Consider the following 17,872-nt stretch of genomic DNA (forward strand, 5'->3'; position numbering starts at 1 on the left):
GTCCTTCTCCGGGCCGGGCCTGGAACGTGGAATGCGCCGCGCATTCCGGACGATCGGCGCGGCGAGGCGAGACGAAGCGCGCCTGCCGTTGGACACTCGGAACTGGGGGGTCGGGATCTTCCACGGCAGGACCGCGGTGAACATCGACTTCCTCGGTGCGATGGCGGACCGGCTTCCCGGCACCAGTGGTGCCGCGATGGCGCAGCAATGGTTCGGGGCGATCCCGGAAGGGTTCGTCTCGAACCCCACCCGGAGCCGATACCCTGTCATCGCAGCCAAGCTGCCCTGGGCGGCGGCCACCGCATCGAGACGGGTACACCGGACCCTCGAGTATGCCAAACGGTGGTGGTTCGAAGAGACCCGCGCCACCGCCACGATGTCGCTTCCCGCTGCCATCGAACAGCTTCGTCGAGCGAAGAAGGCGTACGAAGACTTCACCTCCGACCACATCATCGCTCAGATGGCGGTGGTGCAGCCGATGTTCGAGGCGGTCCAGAAGATCGCCACAGCGGCAGGGGCTGAAGAACTCACGGACAAGCTGCTCGTTGGCTACGGTTCGCATGCCGAACTCGAGGTGGTCGAGGGACTCTGGGCACTGTCGTGCGACGAGATCACCGTGGAAGAGTTCCTCGCCGAGCATGGAGCGTACGCGCCCCTGCAGGGTGAACTCGACTGCTGGTCGTGGCGCGAGGATTCGTCGCCGGTCGAGCGGCTTCGTGAGCAGTACCGCAATCAGGACCTAGCGCAGAGTCCGGCCCGTAGCGACGCCGCCCGGGCAGCCGAGCGGGCTACAGCCCGCGCAGAGGTCATGTCCCGGCTTCCCCGTCACAGACGCGCACTTGCCGCCGCGGTGTTCAAGTTTGCCGCCGGGGCGATCCCACTGCGCGGAACCGCAAAGGCCGCGTCGTTGCGGGCCATCGACGTCGGCCGCGCCGCTGCCCGACAGATCGGAGCGCACCTCGTCGCGGCCGGCATCGTGGCCGAACCGGCCGATGTCTTCTACCTAACCGTCGAGGAGTTGGTGGCGGCGAACGACGGTCAGTATGCCGACACCATCGCGAAGCGACGTGCGCTACGCCAGGGTTACTTGGGCCTGACGATTCCGGCGTACTGGCGAGCCCGGCCGGAGCCGACCGCGATCGAGTCTCAGGATCGCGAGGAGCGGGAGGTTCGGATCGTCGCCTGCGGTGCCAGCTCCGGTGTGGTCGAGGCGCCCGTGCGGGTGCTCCTCGACCCCTACTCCGACGACATCGACCCCGGCGAGATTCTGGTCGCTCGGTTCACGGACCCGGGCTGGGCCTCGGTGATGTATCTCGCGGGGGCACTTGTCGTCGACATAGGAGGGCTGCAAAGTCATGCCGCGGTGATCGCGCGCGAACTGGGGATCCCGTGCGTAATGGGGACCATCGATGGAACCATGCAACTACGCACCGGTGACATCTGCCGGGTCGACGGCCTCGCCGGCACGGTTGAGCTCGTGAAACCCTGCGGCGGTCCCTGAGGACTGCGGTCGCGATGGTTAGATTGTCGGTGTGGGCGAAGGGGCTGTGGTACATCGACGTCGCCGCCGTAGTCCTTCAGAGGTGCGGCGGAGCTTGGTCGATGCCGGCGAGAAGTTGTTCGCCGCTCAGGGTTACGAGGCCACCACGCAGCGCCAGATCGCCGCTGCCGCCGGTGTGTCCACCTCGGTGTTGTTCCGCCATTTCAACTCAAAGGCGCAACTGCTCGCAGAGGCCGTGATCGAGCCGTTCGGGGAGTTCGCCGCCGTATTGGCCGAGGATTTCCAAGCGGCGGTGGCGGCCGGTCGTCAGCCCGCGCCATGGTTCGCCGCTGCCCTCGTAGTGCGGCTACGCGTGCACCGTGCGAGCCTGCGTGCCCTGTTGAGTACATTGCAGTCCGCTGACGGTGACGCACTGATGGCCGCGCTCGGCGGCCGTCTCGATGTTAGGTTCGACGAGATCCGCCGCTACGCGGAGCGTGCGCCAGCCGCTGAGAACGGGGACCTGGTGCTTCGCTTGTTGGTCGCTACGACCACGACAATGGTGGCGCTCGAGGACTGGTTCCTTCCGCCGGGCCACGATCCCGCTAGGCTGGCCGAGGTGCTCGGCAACATGGCCAGCCGGGGAGAAACAGGGTCGTCGGCCCGCGCGACTCGTCACGCTCGAAGGCCGACCGAGCCGGTGCCCATGGGTGAGCCGACGAAGCCGTCGGGTCGGAGGCGCAACCCGGACGAGGTTCGCGAAGCGCTGCTGCTCGGTGCGGCACAGTCGTTCGCGCAGAGGGGCTTTGCGGCAACGACCTATCTCGACATCGCCGGTGCGGCGCACACGTCGGAGTCGGCGTTGTTTCGCCACTTCGGCTCGAAGTCGAACCTGTTGATCGAGGCGGTACTCGAGCCATTTGCCGACGCGTTCAGATCGGTGAGCCGCCGATGGGCAGCCGTCGCCCCCGAGCATCGACGCGCTCGTCAGATGGAGTTCGTCGCAGACCTGTACTCGACCCTGGTCGCCAATCGTCAACTGCTCCGGATCCTCATGGGGGTGGCGAACGATCCGGCACACGAAGACGTGAACGCCGCAGTAGCCGCGTGGTTTTCCTCGACTTTTGCCGAGCTGGTGTCGCAGCAGGAAACGCTCGATGGCGTCGACCCCGGAGATGAACCGGAGCTCCGCATCCGGGCTGCCTTGGCGATGTTGATGGCAGCTGCTGTCCTCGATGACTGGTTCCTGCCGCGCGAGGATGTCGCTGAACCCTCACGGACGATCGCGACCATGTCCGATCTCATCACCCGCAGTCGCCGCGCCGCAAGCCACGCAGAAGAGTCTTGACTTCCCATTATAAGAGTCGTAACTTCCCTGTTAGCCGCGTCACGTTTTAGAGCGAACGCGCAGAACGATCGCGGCACCGACAAAGCGGCATCTCCCGCACCTCGATTTGGACGGTCGGCGTGCTTCGGGCTGTCTAAGGGATCGCGATGCGTGGAGTCGGCGAGGGCACGACAAACAGGAAGTAGGGATCATGGTCGACAGCGAACTGGCCGTTATGCGGGCGCTCCGGCTCAAGGGCCGGGCAACCATCGACGGTTTGGCGACGGCTACCGGCCTACCGACTGCGGAAGTGGAGTCGGTGATCACCACGCTGGCGGCTAGCGCCGAGACCCGCGAGATTCGCGGCGCCCACATGCTGCTACCGTCGGCGCGCGAACGCCTCGACGCGCTCCTCGTGCAGGAGCGGGCCGGCGTCGACAGCAGCGCGGCGGCGGAGCTCTACGAGCGGTTCAACCCGGTCAACGCAGACTTCAAATCCTTGGCCCTTGACTGGCAAACGTGCGGCGAGGAGCCCAACGATCACCTCGACGCCCAGTACGACGAACGGGTCCTGGCGAGGCTGCCCGGCATCCATGAGCGCATCACCCCGATCATCGACAGGCTCGGCGAATTGGTGTCGCGTCTTGCGTTGTACGGGCCGCGGTTGCAGACCGCGCTCAACCTGGTTCAGGCGGGCGAGTCAGAGTGGCTGCTGAAGCCGATCATCGACAGCTACCACACCGTGTGGTTCGAGCTTCATGAGGAACTCATTCACCTGGCTGGCCGCAATCGGCTCGACGAGGCGACGGCTGGCCGTGCGTACTGAGCTCCCAGACACATACGGTCCATCGGTAAAGGCGAGGAAGGTCGAGGGAATATGGCAGTCGTAGCATTGACGGGAGAGCTCGACGCCGGACGCGACATTCTCGGCGGCAAGGCGTGGAGCATTACCGAGATGCTCCGCCATGGCATCCCGGTCCCGCCGGCATTCACGATCACCACTGATGAGTGCACGCGATACTACGACGGCGCCCGAACAATCCCCCAGGATGTCCTCGACCAGCTTCCCAACGCCATGCAGTGGCTTGAGCAAGAGACAGGACGAACGTTCGGCCGCGGCAAATGGCCGCTGCTCGTGTCGGTCCGCTCCGGCGCGCCCGCGAGCATGCCCGGCATGATGGACACCATCCTCAACCTGGGCATGACCAACGCGGCCGAGCAAGCACTGGCGACCGCGACAGGGGACACCGCATACGCCGCCGACACCCGGGCGCGGTTCCAGGAGCAGTTCAACAAGGTTGTCGGAGAGCCCGCACCGGCCGAGCCATGGGCGCAGCTCGTGCGCGCGATCGCTGCCGTGTTCGACAGTTGGCACTCCGAGCGCGCCGACCACTACCGGCAGGAGCGCGGGATCCCGGAGCTGGGCGGCACCGCCGTCACGATCCAGACGATGGTGTTCGGAAACCTCGATGACCGTTCGGGCACCGGCGTGATCTTCACCCGAGACCCCACCGGTGCCAGCGCGGGCCACTACGGGGAATGGCTCCCCCGAGGGCAGGGCGAAGACGTCGTTTCCGGCAACTTCGATCCGCTGCCACTCACCGCGATGGACGACACGGTCCCCGAGGCACATGCTGAGTTGCTTGAGCTTGCACGGCGACTGGACCGCTCGGCCGGGGAAGCCCAGGACATCGAGTTCACCGTCGAGAGCGGAAGGCTGTGGTTGTTGCAGTGCCGCCGGGCAAAGATCCGCACCGCCGGTGACGGCTCGGGAGTAGACGCAGATGTGCGGGCAGCCGCGAGGATCCTCGCCTCCGGTCGTCCCGCGTGTCCTGGTGTCGTCAGTGGCGTGATCGTCACCGACGTGGACGAGGCCGAGACGCGCGCACTCGCCGGCGAGAACGTGATCCTGGCTCGGCCGACCACCTGCCCTCATGACGTGAGCGCGATGTCAGTCGTTGCCGGCGTGCTCACCGAAATCGGCGGAGCGACTTCGCATGCGGCCGTGATCAGCCGTGAGCTCGGCGTTCCCTGCATCGTCGGAGTTGGCGAGGGAGTGCTCACACCGCTCGAAGGCGCGACCGTGACCATCGACGCGGGCGCCGGTCAGGTGCTTGAGGGCGCGCTCGCGTGAGCGTTTACCTGCTCTCTCTTAGCTGATCGTGGTCGACGAAAGTGTGGCTTGACCCAGATACCGGAACGTTTGGGGGTGCTGGCGGAAAATTGAAAGGACATTGTTGGCGACCCTCACCGAAACGGCTGCGTGCACCGTCGGAAGTAGCCGATTTTGGAAGTGTTCGGCACTGTGCACAATCTACTGACGCGCGGAGTGTTAGGTAGTCGTGTCGAGGCGATCGCGATCGAGGGACTGGGCAACAGCGGAATCGTTGCTTCAGCGAAGATCATGCGGCGCTCTGAAGTCATGTAGATGACGCCGTGGCCCACCGCTGACTAACGTTCTGGGGTACAAATTCTCCCAAGCCTTGTTCGTCAAATCTCGGATGGACGGATCAGCTTCGTTGTCACTGGGCAAGACACCGGGCACGTCCGGACCACCGATGTGGTCGGCACGTCAATCCCGATGTCTCGAAATCCAATTGCCGTGGAATCCGTTGGGCACCTGTACCGGAAGCCGGATCTCGGCGATCGGCCCGCTGATCAGATCTGCGGCGTCGATGATCGCCAGATGGCTGGTGTCGCGAGTGCGATCATGGATGAAGGTCATCAGGTATCCGTCGTCGCTTTGACTGTTGGCGCGCGGTACGAATACCAATTCCCCGCAGGTATTTTCGGCGGGCAACCCCAGCACCTGGCGCGAACCGCCATAGGTAAAGTCGTATTTGTAGATCCGGGAGTGCGAAGGTCGCGGGTCCAGGGGGCTGGGGCTGCATGGTCGAGCACTGCGAACGAGTCAAGACGAGCAAGGAAGCCCTCTGCGCGGCCCACCGGCACGAATGGAACTCGGCCCACGCGGCCGGGCAGACCCGGTCAGCATTCCTCAACGCTGCACAGCCTCGGATTGCCACCGAGGGAACCGAACCCGAGGATCTGCCGAGTCTGTCCCGATCGCCCGACCCCGACGCGGCGGGCGGTTCTTTGCTGGGCACATGATCAGCGCTGGCGCCACCACGTCAGGGCGACCGGCGCCACCGATATGGAGCAATGGATCGCCGAGCAGGCCCCGCTGCCAGGGTTCGGCATTTGCCGCGTCAAGGTCTGTCCCGACCTGGCATCTGGACCCTGGGGGCTCTGCGGGATCCACCGGGGGCGCTACTGGCGCGACGGCAAACCTGGTGGGGCGCGGGCCGATACGGCCTGGACGGGAGATCCGGCGCGCTCGAAATGGCCGGTTCTGGTCTGTGATGACGAGGCGTCGTCCGACGGTGGTGCGCCGAGGCAGATCCGGCCTATCGCCTCGGGATCATCAACCTCGTCGGGTTGCCGCCGCTGGTCAAGGCCGAGTTCAAGTGGGGCCTCTACGCGCACGGGGTGAGCAAGCGTCACACCTCCTGGAGCTGAGCTTCCTGCAGCGGTTGGCCAATCTCTGTCGACGGGACAGGCATTCGATCATGGCCGGCCTGCGAGCCGAAGACTTCGGCGGTCTCCACGACGGGTTGCGCGCGGTCTGGCACATCGGCCGGGAAATCGCCGACGGTCTGCGGCTGATCTACTGCAGCCCTTCCGATGCCAAGGACGTAGGGTTCATCGAGACCGAACACTTCGGTCGCCGACTACAACGCGCTCAGCGCCACTTCGACCTGACGACGATCCCGCAACGCTGGCTGCGGGATCTGCTCTGGGAGCACCTCGCCGAGCTGCTGCGTTCCCCGAAATGCCCCCGCAGCCGCAACACCTTCGACACCTTGCGCCGCGCCTGCAACGAACTCGGGGCCTTCCTGGCCGCCGACGCGCCCGAGGAAGGGCACAACCCCCGGCTGCTGGGAGAGGCCCACGCCCAACGATTCGTTGCCGACCAACGCCACCGCGAACTACACGGACTGGTCGCACTCGGCGTCGTCACCGCGAACGGCAAACCCGCGACGGTCAACACCATCAGCCGCCGGATCACGTTCAACCAGATCCGCAAGATCCTGTTCCGCGCCCTCGAAACCGGACGGGCCGCCGAGATCGGCCTCGACCCCGGCTTCATCGCAGCCTTCCCCTCCGGCGGGCCCCGAACCCGGTCCGGCAACCCCTTCAGCGATGAGGTCGCCCGCACCCTGGCCGATGAGAACATCTCCGACTGCTCAAGACCCACGATCCGGCCGCCGACGGATTGCGCGACATTTGGGAAGCGATCATCGTCACCGGCCGGCGCTGCAACGAAGTCATAGGCCTGCGGCTGGACTGCATCGGCCGCTACGGCGGGCTGCCACTGCTCTGGCACGACCAAACCAAGGTCGGCAACCTTCAACGATGGAATCCGCATCCCCGAACCCCTCTATCAACGCCTGGAACGACGACGGGACAAGACCCTGGCCCGGTTCGAAGAACGGCGCGGCCGCGCCGCGACACCGCAGGAACGCTCGGGCCTGGCACTGTTTCCCAGCCGCGTCACCAACCCGGACATGACACGGCCGGTCTCCTACACCCACTTCAGCCGCCGAATCCGGGCATGGGTTGCCGCACTGGAGCTTTCGGCCGTCCCGCACCAAGCCCGGCACACCTTGGCGACCAACCTGCTGCGCCGGCGCGAGCCTGGCCCGCATCCGTCGCTACCTGGGACAGGTCTCGGACCGGATGGCCATGCACTACACGAAGGTCGCGCACTCAGACCTGGAAGATGTCCTGGCCGCGGTCTGGGTCTCCGGCCCCGGTTCCGCGTTGCCCGGAGAACTGCTCTCGGACACTACGTCTCCGGTGACGAGGGAGGAAGCGATGGCCTTGTCGTTGGACCTGTCGCGGCGCAGCACGCCGACCGAGGGCGGGTTCTGCACCTTCCAGCCTGTCGTCAACGGCGATGCCTGCCCCTGGAAACTGAACTGCGAGAATTGCGACCACTTCGTGCTCTCCGGCGGCGACCTGCTCTACTGGCGTCGCAAACGCGAACAATGGCGCTCGATCGCCAAACGCGTCCCCGACGACGCCACCGCCGACTACCTGCACCAGGTCTTCGAACCCACCTCCCGCGCCATCGACGGCCTCGGGACGGCGCTGGCCGGTCTCGGCCTGCTCGACGAAGCCCTCAAACTCGACCTCCGTCGCCCGCAAGACTACTTCCACCGGATCTGGGCGACCAACTTCCGGGCCGAGGACCTGGCGGCCGCACGGGGACAGGAGTCCGCATGACCTCGGCCGCCGAGACCAAGACCTCGGCCGCGCTCGAAGCGCGCCGCGCGGCGACGGCCGGGCTGCTCGAGCGGGCCAGATCACCGTTGCCGCGGTTGCTCGCCGCGCGGACGTCTCGCGCACGTTCCTCTATCAGAACCCTCAGGCAGGCAGTCTGATTCGTGAAGCGCGCCCGGTTCGACGGCCGCCCGAGTCCAAGCCGACATCGACCATGCGGTCCACATCGAGACCTGCTGGCGCGAGCGCGCGCTCAACGCCGAGGACGCCGTCGCTGACGCCTACGACGAGAACGCCCGGCAACGCAGGACGATCGGGGAGCCGGTGGGTCAGGTCCGCGATCTCGAGGCCGAGATCCCCGAAGACGGCGTTCAACGGCTGATCACCGAGAACACGACGCTCAAGGCCCAGGTCAGGCAGCTCACACAGGACAAGCAGGGCCTGCAGGACCGTCTGCGCGGAGCCCGGGACAACAACCGGTTCCTCGACAACCGCGTCTCGCCGCTGGAAGCCCAGATCGCCGAGGGCGCAACCGATCAGACCAGCTCGGGCACACGAGTCGAGCCGCTTCCCCGGGATCCGCAGACACGTCGCACTCGCCCGGGCATCAGGAACGAATGCCCAGGCGGTCGGTGTTGTCGCTGCTATTCCATGGCCTTGACCAGGATCGTCACGCTCGGATCCACATCGGGGGCCCACTGGAGGGTCGGCAGGTCGGCACCGCTCAACCCCGCGAGTTCGAGGGCTGATCGCCCGGACAGGTGAGCGGAGTTGATCGACTGGCCGTCGGCGATCGAGGAATAGAACTGGGCGGCATAGTTGATCGCGTCGCCGTCGTCGATCTCATCGGCCATCCCGATCGCGAACGGCACGACCTCGACGAGATCATCGATCTGAGCTGCGGAGTTGCACGAGTTCAACAGCACTAGCAGCGGCGGAGTGTCGGTCGCCTGAATCGCGCGGGCGAACGCACCGGCGGTGACGTCCACGCCCGAGTTGGGATCGTCGGTGTCCTGCTCGAACACCAAGAAGTCGTCATCGCTATGACCGGAGAAATGGACCACATGCGGACAGAACCTGCTGAGCCCGTTGAGCAGGTCCAAAGGCGTCGCCGCAGAACGAACATCGAACTCGATCTGGTCGCGATGAAGAGCTGCATCCACGGCCTTGCGGATCCGGCTCTGCTCGCGACCCACCCGGAGATCGCCCTCGCCGGCAGCCCCGAGGATCAGCACTCGCAGCTTCTCGGGTTTTGGCGCCGGCAGCCGGCGCAGCACATGCTCAACTGCGGATTCAGTGTTCGTGAGTCGGGATTCGAGCGCGGTCTGCTGGCCTGCGGCGAGGCGCTGAGCCCGTTGTTCCTCCCGTTTGCGCTTGGTCTCGGCGGCATCGGCTTCGGACTTTTCGGCCTTGGCCAGCTTGGCCTGGAGATCGGCCTCGCTCTTGGCATAGGTGCTGGCCCGCAGCTGCCACCGGCCGGCTTCCTTCCCGGCGGTTTCGGCTTCCTTGTCCTTACGCTCGGCCTCGCGGAGCTTGCTCGTCACGGTCGAGTCGGTCTTGGATTTCGAGGCCGCCAATCGCGCTCCCGCAGCTTCGGCGCGTTTCTTCGACTCCTTGGTCCGGAACTCACCGGCCTTCTTCTCTGCGTCGACGCGCTGCTTGCGCTTGTTGTTCAGCTGGCTTCGATACTGGTTCGCGCTCAAAATGAATGGCTCCTCGCCCCAAGATGTTCTGCCCGGCAACCTCCGAGCAGCGCCAGGATACTGCGGGGGGCCGACACGTCTTGGCCCGCACAGGGATGCCATGTTCCTGGATTCACTCGGCCCGTCGCAACGCTCGAAGCTTCGCTTCGCTAATGATCCGCAACTTCCACGCCGCTTACATGTTCGCGTCGACGGCTCGCACGTCGGGACATTCGAATACTCAGTGAAGGTCGGAAAACTCGACAAGGACTTCTGGGCCACGGAGGTTCTGCGAGCAGCGACGTTCCCCGTGGAGGTGACAGGGGAAACCGACAGCGGCCTGCTCACCGTCATCTTCAAAGGCGGAACGTCGATCTCGCGCGTCTACGGACTGATCGAACGATTCTCCGAGGACATCGACCGACTCGTGGTGTTCCCGACATGGGCGCCGGCACCGGAACCCGCGGCAAGGCGCTCAAGCGAGTGCGCGATGCCGTGGATGAGCACATCGGCATTGGCCAGGACGCCATGGAAGGCAAAGAGGCGACCGCCGGCGTGATCGGAACGTGTGGTCGTCTCGTTCGGGACTGACGAATCTGACTCGCCGGCGGCGCAGTGCGGCTCGGGTCGATGGATGTGCATACGCCTTGTCGGCAATCACGGCCCCCGGGCGTGTCCGCGGCCTGCCCGGGCCGGTGCGGGCAACGCTGATCCCGTCGAGCAGCGGCAGGATTTGGGGGTTGTCACCGGCCTGACCGGGTGTGAGCAGCTCTCGCATCGGCAGGCCGCGGTCGTCGACTGCGAGGTGGCTTTTGGTACTCAGCCCGCCGCGCGACCGGCCGAACGCTTCCCCGCCCACGGCGATGCTTGCGCTGGTGGCGCCCCCCATTTTCCGGGCGCCGGCAGCGTGTCGGTGAGCCCGGACAACAGTGGAATCCACACTTGAGATCCACTCGATCTGCCCGATCGAGTCATCCTTGACGATCACTTCATTCAGAATCGCCTGCCAGGTGCCGTCAACGGTCCACATCCGCAGCCGCTCGTGGTCGGTTTTTCACGGCCCATATCGTTCGGGCAGGTCACGCCACGGTGTGCCGGTCCGGAGCTTCCATAGAATCGCATTGATCACCTGCCGGTGATCACGCCACCGTCGGCCCCGGCCCGATATCGGCAGCATGGGCTCGATCCGAGCCCATGCCCGGTCCGTCAACTCGCCACGACCAACCACGTTCTACAGCTAACACCACCCAGCACAACGAATTACAGGACAGGGCCTAGGCCTTGGCGCACCTGCCGAGAATGGACTGCTCTACAGCACACGAGTCCCCGGGTGCAACGCGCCGCCTGACACCGTCACACCCGCCGCTGCGGTCGTGTTGTTGGTACGAATCGTCATCGACACTGACCTGGACCAGCTCCCGCCTCCAGTCCGATGGCTGAGCCGCTCTGCGCCGTCCTGCGTCGCCTGATCGACGAGCAGCGCGGAGACCTCGACGAGAACCGGCTTGCCCTTGCGCTGGGTCTGTGAGGCATCAGCATGTGTCGTAATTGGAGCAACGATCAACTGCGTCGCGGCGGAGTGAGGTGGTGCTGGAATGGGGGTGGTCCATGTGTCGGCGTACTTGGCACGGAATGAGTACCACCGCACGGTCCGGTCCGCGCTACCCCCTCACGTCGGTTCAGGTCCGGTGAGAGAGACTTGTAGTGGGTCAGACCCTTAAGCTTGGAACGTCCCAGGACTTAGAGTAGCGCGGAAGGTCGCCCGCGCCTGCACGGACATCGTCAGTTCGGATCCTTCTGGCCCTGACTGAGCCCCAATACCAGGTGACGCGGTTGCTCAAAGCGCCGACCGTATTCGCCTGCAAGGTCACGATGTCCGCCAGATGCTGGCGTGCTCGATCGCGGTAGCAGCCGCCCGGGCCACTAGGTAGTCGTTTCGGTGGTCATCCAGGCCGCTGGCAAGATCGGGTCGAACTGGCGTGCGGTGGCATCGAGGATCAGGCCATTGCAGCGGGTGGCCGTGTGCAGGAAAGCCAGAATCGTGTTGGCAGCGTCAAGCCAGCCTGCGATTGTGACTGCCTGTAGTGGAAACCCCTGCGCAGTAAGGGTATCCGTGACTTGCGGTGCGGATTGTAGACAGGCGCCATCGAGAGGTTGCTCGAGGCCAAGCCGGCGAGAATCCTCTGCGTCGACGCCAATGTGCTGGCGTCGATGGGATAGTGCACGGTGCCTCCTTCGCAGTTGTGCCGGAGATGACGGACGCCGAAGGCGCTCATGGCGGCCCAACGACGCGACATCCCGGCGCCGTGCCGCGTAGGTGGTTCACAGCTACGAACGAGGAAGCCGCCGCGGGGCTGCCCGCACTGATCTGGCGAGCTGTGGAACCCGGCGGACTCACAACTAAGTCCCAACAAACTCGCTCGACGTCGCCGTCGTCGGTCGTAGCGCAGAGTTGCGAAGAGTTGTCGAGAACGGGCATCTGTCCAGGTCAGGGTATGATTTGCGCAACGCTCTGGTAGTCTAAAGTCGCATCTGGTAGTCGAGTCGCTCGGCTCTGTGGGGGTCAGGGGTTCGAGTCCCCTTAGCTCCACTTTCGACAAAGGGTCCGGCTTTCGAGCCGGACCCTTTTTTCGTTCAACCGCTATTCGCGTCGCGCTCGACGGCGGCTGGTGTGGTGTGGATACCTCGAGCCCAGCGGACGATGCGCCAGAACTTCTTGCGGACCCGCCATCCGCGGGCCGTTTGCCCGTCGGAGGTCAGGGCCGACAGGTGGCGGATGAGGGCGGCGCGTTCGGTGGCGGGGATTCGCGGGTGGACGAGTGCGCATGCCACGGCGTCGTGGGCGCAGTAGGGGCGGTCTCGGTCGTAGGCGTGCCGGGCCGTGTCGAGGACCTCGGTGGGCGGGTAGTGCCCGATGGACGCCAGGCACAGGCGGGCTAGTTTCGTGAGGGGGCTGGGGAAGAGGCCGTGCGCGACGGTGTCGCCCGGGAGGCCTTCGGCGAGTGCGATGAGGCCGGTGCGGAGTCGTGGATCATCCGGGGTCGGGATGTCGACCGATGGCGGGAAATCGCCGGCCGAGTAGGACAGGACGACCCAGGCCTCGTCCGTGGAGTCGAATGCCGCGTGCACCGCTGTGCGAAGGTCGGGTCGTGGCAGTCTGGCCACGCACAGCAGGTTCGCCTCGGCGACATCGCGCAGGACGACGCTCAGCCGCCACGGGTCGGCAACCGACATCCGGTCCAGTGCCGCGAGGTAGTAGGCGCCGTCGAATTCGACGTCACGGGGCCGCATTTCGGTGAACACGGTTCGGACGGTGGAATCCGGCAGCCATTCCATCGGCACCGGGCCGAAGAACGCCACGAGCCGGATGACGACCTGGTCGAGTGGGAGCGGGCCGGCCGGCTCCGACGGGAGGCGGGCGAGCGTGTCACGCAGGGCGGCGGTGAGCCGGGACCGGGAGACATCCGGCAGAGCTTCGGGGAGCAGGTATCGGTACGTGTGGGCATACCGACGATGGACGTGACGGCTGATGCCGAGCAGGTCGGCGACCAGCTGGTCATGGGCGACGCGGCCATCGATCACGAGCTGACGCCAGATCAGGGCCGAGGCGTATCGGCGCCGCTCGTTGGAATCGGGCGGGCGGGGATCACGGCGGAAGAGCTCGGCTCCGACATCGGGGTGGCCGGTCATGACCATGGAGGATAGGCCAGGGGCGGGGGCGTAGCTGGCGATGTAGCAGGAGTCGGGCGGCCGCGCCGAAGGTCTCCCGATCACCGGGAGAGGGTCGCGGGGAGTCGCCGAGCCGGCCTTAGTGTCCCGGATCACATGATCTGCCCACTAAGGAGCTCTCCCGATGCGTCTCATGAAGTCTCGCCTGTCCGCGATCGCCGGTGCGATCGTCTCGGTGGCCGCGCTCAGCGTGGCCGGTAGCGGTAGCGCGGTCGCCGCGCCGCAGACCGGTGAAATGTTTCTCACCTTCGTCCGGCACGCCCAGTCGGCGGGCAATGCCTCCGGGCTGATCGACACGTCGATCCCGGGCCCCGGGCTGACCGACCTGGGCAGGCAGCAGGCCGCGGCGGTCGCGGAGTTCCTCGGCGACTGCAAGTTCGACGGTGTCTACGCCTCGACGATGGTCCGGACCCAGCAGACGGCGGAGCCGACCTCGGCGCGGTGTGGTGAGTCCACCATCGTCGAGGAGGGCTTCCACGAGATCGAGGCCGGCGACTACGAGGGCACCCCGGAAGCAGACGCGACCAAGGGCTATCTCGCCGCGCCGATCCAGTGGATGCAGGGCAACCTGGACGCCCGGATCCCCGGCTCCCTCAACGGCCACGAGTTCAAGAAGCGCGTCGACGACTCCATCCAGGACGTCCAGGACCGCGGCGACAAGCGCGCGGTGATCTTCTCCCACGGCGGCACCATCATGATCTGGGCGCTCATGTCGGTCTCGAACCCGGACATGAGCAAGCTGCAGTCCGATCCGCTGCACAACACCGGTCGGGTGGTCGTGAAGGGCAGCCCGGCGAAGGGCTGGAAGCTCGTCTCCTGGGACGGCCACGCCGTCTCCTGAGGCCCGAACCAGGGCGGTGTCATCGTCGAGCACTGGCGTTCGACGATGACACCGGGCCTTCCCCTGCTGTGAGACATCGGTCCGAGGTGGAAGCGGTTGCGTACCAGCCGGGTACCACCGTGTCGTGCGGGCACGACTCGCTTCGGTGCGCATCGGACCAGTTGCCCGACGCGTCGCGTTCACCTCGGCAAGTCCTTTCGGCGGGCGTCAGGACAACCGGGTTCTGTCGAGGTACGCCTGCCGCCGTGCCTGGTCGTATGCGCCGTAGTCGGCGCCTCCGACGAATCGTTTGAGTTGCCACATGATCGGCGCGGGAATCAGTTCCTCCAGGAGCCCGATCGGTGCGAGATACCGCGGCACGGTGATTTCGCCGCGCCCGTGGCCGGCACTGTCGACGATCGCCGCGGCGACGTGTTCGGGCTCCAGGGTCGGTTGCAGACGTAACCGGACACCGGCGGTCAGGTCCGTCCGGGTCGCGGCGGGCAGGATCGTGCTCAGGGTGACACCGGTGCCCGCGAGTTCGGCGCGGAGGGCCCGAGAGAGGGCGACCACGCCGAACTTGGATGCGGAGTAGGTGGCGATCCCAGGAGTGGTGATCTTGCCTGCCATCGACGACACGTTGACGATGTGCCCGCGGCGGCGTCGGATCATGTCGGGCAGAACGAGACGGGTCCCGGTCAGTACCGCACCCAGGTTGATCGCCAGCTCCCGCTGCAACGCGTCGAGGTCCTGGTCGACGAAGCGCCCCATGTGCTGGATTCCCGCGTTGTTGACCAACATGTCGATCGGCCCTCGCTCTGACGCGGCCCGGAGGAACTCTTCGAAGCTGGCTCGGTTGGTGACATCGAGGTGGTACGCGTGAGCGCCGAGCTCTTCCGCTGTCTCCTGAGCGGCGGGGAGATCACGGTCACCGATCCAGACCGTCGCCCCGCGCCAGATGAGTTCCGCTACGGTGGCGCGCCCGATGCCCCTGGCGCCGCCGGTCACACATACCCGTGCGCCGTCGAGGTCGATCACAGCGGGCTCCCCACCGGGTGCCGCAGCGCGAAGTACGCGATGAGGCGGATCTCGCCGGCGTCCGTGCGCAGCAATGCGCGTCCCAGGTAGACGCCGGGCGTCAGCTCGACGATTTCGTCGCGGGTCTTGCGGATCGGGAAGGTGCGGACGCCGGGGTTCCTGTACCGTGGCACGCCGTAGTCCAAGGCGCGCACCGTTACCCGTGGCTCGATCAGACCCTGTTGGACCGAGTGGTCGAAGCCGAACCCCTCCGCTTCCCCGCCGACCATGCGAAGCCCGAGATATCCGAACGTGACGACAGGCATCGCCACCATGGCGAGCGGCGAGAGCCGGTTCAGGCCCGTCCCCGCCGCCAGGTCGAACGACTTGCCCCGCCAGGTCGGATCGATCCGCATGAGCTGATTCGCGAGCTTCGCCTCGGGGATACCGAACAGCTTGCCGACGATCTGACCATCGAGCTTCCCGTCGAGGTCGCGTGGTTCGGCGCCGGCGCCGAAGAGCTGTGACAGGGCCTCGCGGTCGTCCCTGCTGCCCAATTCTCTGAGATACGACCATGTTTCGGCACGCGCTCGCGTCGGGCTGTGCTCGGCGAGCGCGCGGAGTTCGCTCAGCATCGTGGTCGGGGTTGACGGTCGCAGTTCGGTAGTGCCCGACACTGCGACGGCCTCGAGTTCAGCGTTCATCACGCCTCCCAATCTGTACGGGCTGATGCCTGTCTATTCTGGTACAAGACTGTGCCAGAATTGAATGTGGGCTGTCAATGGTGAGGTCGCGTACGGGGAAGTGGGAGAATGGCACGCGTGTCCGCGGCCGGTGAACGTAGTTACGGGGGAGAGTCGGCACCGGAACGCGTCCGCCGCCGACGGTCCAGGCTTATCGATGCCGCGTTGACAGCCATGGCCGAGAATCGCTGGCGCTCAGCGACTGTCGCCGGGATCTGCGCCGAGGCCCAGCTCAACAAGAGGTACTTCTACGAGAGCTTCACCGATCTCGACATGCTGGCGAGCGCGGTGATCGATGATGTCGCGGCGGAGGTCGGTCAGGCTGCGGTCACTGCGTATCTGCGGTCGGTCGAACTTCCCCTGCCGGAGCAAGCACGCGCCGCGGTCGACGCGGTGGTGGGCGCTTTGGGCACCGACCCGCGCAAGGCGCTCGTCCTCCTCGGTGGTGTGGCCGACAGCCCGGCGGCCCATGGCCGGCGTGCTGATGCGATGAAGGGTCTGACCGCGATCCTTGTTGGTCACGCTCGCAGCGTGCATGGCGTCGAATTGGAGGAGGACTCGCTCGCGTCGACCGCTCCGGCCTTTGTGATCGGTGGGACCGCGCAGGCCATCCTGTCCTGGGTGGACGGCACCGCCACGATCGAGCGGAGCCGGCTCGTCGAGGACATCGCATCGCTGTGGCTCGCTCTGGGCGAAAGCGCGGCGGGCATCGCCCGGACGAGACTCGAAGCAGGGACGTACAGGGTCGGCGGCGGGAGCGGAATCAATCCCGCGCCGTGAAGCGAGTTCGGTAGCGGTGGGGAGAGATTCCCACTTCCTGGGTGAAGGCGGTGCGGAAGGTGACGGGGGAGCCGAAACCGACTTCGGTGGCTATGTGGTCGATCTGGTGGGTGGTGGATTCGAGGAGTTCCCTTGCGGCGGCGAGGCGTTCGGTGGTGACCCAGCGCATGGGGGTGGTGCCGACGTCGCGGGCGAACTGGCGGGCCAGGGTGCGCGGGGAGGTGTTCGCCGCGGCGGCCAGCTCGGTGAGGGTGACGGGATGGGGGAGGCGGTCGCGGAGCCAGGCGCGCAGATCGTCGAGCCAGGAGGCCTCGTCGGTCAGGGGGTCGGCGTGGACGTATTGGGCCTGGTCGCCATCGCGGTGGGCGGCGATGACGAGATTGCGGGCGATGGTGTTGGCGGCGCGTTCGCCGTGGTCGCGGCGGATCAGATGCAGGCACAGGTCGAGGCCCGCGGCGGAACCGGCGCTGGTGAGGGTGTTTTCGTCCTCGACGTAGATCGCGCGGGCGTCCACCTCGACCTCCGGGTACATCCGTTCGAGCAGGGGTGCGTGGCGCCAGTGGGTGGTGGCGCGGCGGCCGTCGAGCAGGCCCGCCTCGGCGAGGGCGAACGCGCCGGTGCACAGGGCGGCGACCCGGGCGCCACGCGCGGCGGCCCGGCGCAGTTCCCGGAGCAGAGGTGCGCCGACCGAGCGTCCGGGCGGGACCGCGGGCACCAGGATCGTGTCGGCGGTGGCGAGCGCGCGCAGTGACCGATGGGGGTGCAGGCGGGCGCCGGTGTGGGTGCGGACGCCGCGCAGGTCACCGCACAGCGCCACGTCGTAGAGCGGTGGCGCGCCCGGATCCCAGTCGTAGCCGAGCGCTTCGAGCGGCATGCCGATCTCGAACAGGGTCATCCCGTCGACCAGCGGAACCGCGATGGTGGGTCGCTGCTGAGCCATGGCAAAATCCAATCGGTTTATGTCGATCCTGCCACTCCCGCGACTGCCCGTCCACTGCGATCGTTGAC

At 66.3% G+C, this 17,872-nt stretch carries 17 protein-coding genes and 1 pseudogene; 9 read left to right on the forward strand and 9 right to left on the reverse strand.

What is annotated here, in order from left to right:
* Positions 1–136 precede the first annotated feature (136 nt).
* The 4 genes from QH270_RS20570 to QH270_RS20585 all read left to right on the forward strand — a co-directional run bounded on the left by QH270_RS20570 (position 137) and on the right by QH270_RS20585 (position 4,941).
* Entirely contained in the window at positions 137–1,501 is a 1,365-nt protein-coding gene (locus QH270_RS20570; RefSeq protein ID WP_280344939.1) for a PEP-utilizing enzyme, read from the forward strand.
* A gap of 94 nt (positions 1,502–1,595) precedes the next feature.
* Complete coding sequence (locus QH270_RS20575; protein ID WP_280344943.1) at positions 1,596–2,828, forward strand: TetR/AcrR family transcriptional regulator; 1,233 nt, start codon at positions 1,596–1,598, stop codon at positions 2,826–2,828.
* Positions 2,829–3,018: 190 nt separating this feature from the next.
* Positions 3,019–3,633, forward strand: coding sequence for a MarR family transcriptional regulator (locus QH270_RS20580; protein WP_280344946.1), 615 nt, complete (start codon positions 3,019–3,021; stop codon positions 3,631–3,633).
* A gap of 51 nt (positions 3,634–3,684) precedes the next feature.
* Positions 3,685–4,941 (forward strand): PEP/pyruvate-binding domain-containing protein, encoded by a 1,257-nt coding sequence (locus QH270_RS20585; protein WP_280344949.1) that lies wholly within the window; start codon positions 3,685–3,687, stop codon positions 4,939–4,941.
* 438 nt (positions 4,942–5,379) lie between these two features.
* Here QH270_RS20585 and QH270_RS20590 read toward each other — a convergent pair whose 3' ends face one another.
* Positions 5,380–5,682: a carotenoid oxygenase family protein gene (locus tag QH270_RS20590; RefSeq protein ID WP_348537675.1), complete on the reverse strand. Its 303-nt coding sequence runs from the start codon at positions 5,680–5,682 to the stop codon at positions 5,380–5,382.
* A gap of 694 nt (positions 5,683–6,376) precedes the next feature.
* On the opposite strand from QH270_RS20590, the gene QH270_RS20595 reads away from it, so the two are divergent.
* On the forward strand, positions 6,377–7,141 hold the full coding sequence (locus QH270_RS20595; RefSeq protein ID WP_280344953.1) for a hypothetical protein: 765 nt from the start codon (positions 6,377–6,379) through the stop codon (positions 7,139–7,141).
* Between the two features lie 412 nt (positions 7,142–7,553).
* Positions 7,554–8,096, forward strand: coding sequence for a hypothetical protein (locus QH270_RS20600; protein WP_280344955.1), 543 nt, complete (start codon positions 7,554–7,556; stop codon positions 8,094–8,096).
* Between the two features lie 141 nt (positions 8,097–8,237).
* Here QH270_RS20600 and QH270_RS20605 read toward each other — a convergent pair whose 3' ends face one another.
* Both QH270_RS20605 and QH270_RS20610 read right to left on the reverse strand, forming a co-directional pair.
* Positions 8,238–8,468 (reverse strand): hypothetical protein, encoded by a 231-nt coding sequence (locus QH270_RS20605; RefSeq protein WP_280344958.1) that lies wholly within the window; start codon positions 8,466–8,468, stop codon positions 8,238–8,240.
* A gap of 269 nt (positions 8,469–8,737) precedes the next feature.
* Positions 8,738–9,796, reverse strand: coding sequence for a hypothetical protein (locus QH270_RS20610; protein ID WP_280344961.1), 1,059 nt, complete (start codon positions 9,794–9,796; stop codon positions 8,738–8,740).
* A gap of 100 nt (positions 9,797–9,896) precedes the next feature.
* Between QH270_RS20610 and QH270_RS20615 the strand changes: the two genes are divergently transcribed.
* Positions 9,897–10,334 (forward strand): nucleotidyl transferase AbiEii/AbiGii toxin family protein, encoded by a 438-nt coding sequence (locus tag QH270_RS20615; RefSeq protein ID WP_280344964.1) that lies wholly within the window; start codon positions 9,897–9,899, stop codon positions 10,332–10,334.
* On the opposite strand, the pseudogene QH270_RS34700 reads toward QH270_RS20615, so the two are convergent.
* The 3 genes and pseudogenes from QH270_RS34700 to QH270_RS20620 form a co-directional block, all read right to left on the reverse strand.
* A pseudogene (locus tag QH270_RS34700) lies at positions 10,251–10,814 on the reverse strand (IS5 family transposase); the annotation flags it as partial. The gene QH270_RS20615 and the pseudogene QH270_RS34700 sit on opposite strands and share 84 nt — an antisense overlap.
* Before the next feature lie 15 nt (positions 10,815–10,829).
* Complete coding sequence (locus tag QH270_RS34705) at positions 10,830–11,003, reverse strand: transposase (protein WP_432420392.1); 174 nt, start codon at positions 11,001–11,003, stop codon at positions 10,830–10,832.
* A 1,406-nt stretch (positions 11,004–12,409) separates the two neighbouring features.
* Complete coding sequence (locus tag QH270_RS20620) at positions 12,410–13,465, reverse strand: hypothetical protein (protein ID WP_280344967.1); 1,056 nt, start codon at positions 13,463–13,465, stop codon at positions 12,410–12,412.
* Between the two features lie 163 nt (positions 13,466–13,628).
* On the opposite strand from QH270_RS20620, the gene QH270_RS20625 reads away from it, so the two are divergent.
* Positions 13,629–14,345 carry a histidine phosphatase family protein gene (locus tag QH270_RS20625; protein WP_280344970.1) on the forward strand — a complete coding sequence of 239 codons (717 nt, stop codon included), beginning with the start codon at positions 13,629–13,631 and terminating at the stop codon, positions 14,343–14,345.
* Positions 14,346–14,552: 207 nt separating this feature from the next.
* Here the strand turns inward: QH270_RS20625 and QH270_RS20630 are convergent, their stop codons facing one another.
* Together QH270_RS20630 and QH270_RS20635 are read right to left on the reverse strand one after the other, a co-directional pair.
* Positions 14,553–15,362, reverse strand: coding sequence for an SDR family oxidoreductase (locus tag QH270_RS20630; protein WP_280344973.1), 810 nt, complete (start codon positions 15,360–15,362; stop codon positions 14,553–14,555).
* The gene (locus QH270_RS20635) at positions 15,359–16,045 is read right to left on the reverse strand and encodes a hypothetical protein (RefSeq protein WP_280344976.1); all 687 of its coding nucleotides are present in this window, start codon (positions 16,043–16,045) and stop codon (positions 15,359–15,361) included. The genes QH270_RS20630 and QH270_RS20635 overlap by 4 nt, the downstream gene beginning before the upstream one ends.
* 108 nt (positions 16,046–16,153) lie before the next feature.
* Between QH270_RS20635 and QH270_RS20640 the strand changes: the two genes are divergently transcribed.
* Positions 16,154–16,864: a TetR/AcrR family transcriptional regulator gene (locus tag QH270_RS20640; protein ID WP_280344979.1), complete on the forward strand. Its 711-nt coding sequence runs from the start codon at positions 16,154–16,156 to the stop codon at positions 16,862–16,864.
* Here the strand turns inward: QH270_RS20640 and QH270_RS20645 are convergent.
* Complete coding sequence (locus tag QH270_RS20645) at positions 16,848–17,804, reverse strand: GlxA family transcriptional regulator (RefSeq protein WP_280344982.1); 957 nt, start codon at positions 17,802–17,804, stop codon at positions 16,848–16,850. The two genes, QH270_RS20640 and QH270_RS20645, sit on opposite strands and share 17 nt — an antisense overlap.
* Positions 17,805–17,872: the final 68 nt, after the last annotated feature.

It is taken from the genome of Nocardia neocaledoniensis (genome assembly GCF_029868625.1).
GTDB classification, from domain to species: Bacteria; Actinomycetota; Actinomycetes; order Mycobacteriales; family Mycobacteriaceae; genus Nocardia; species Nocardia neocaledoniensis_A.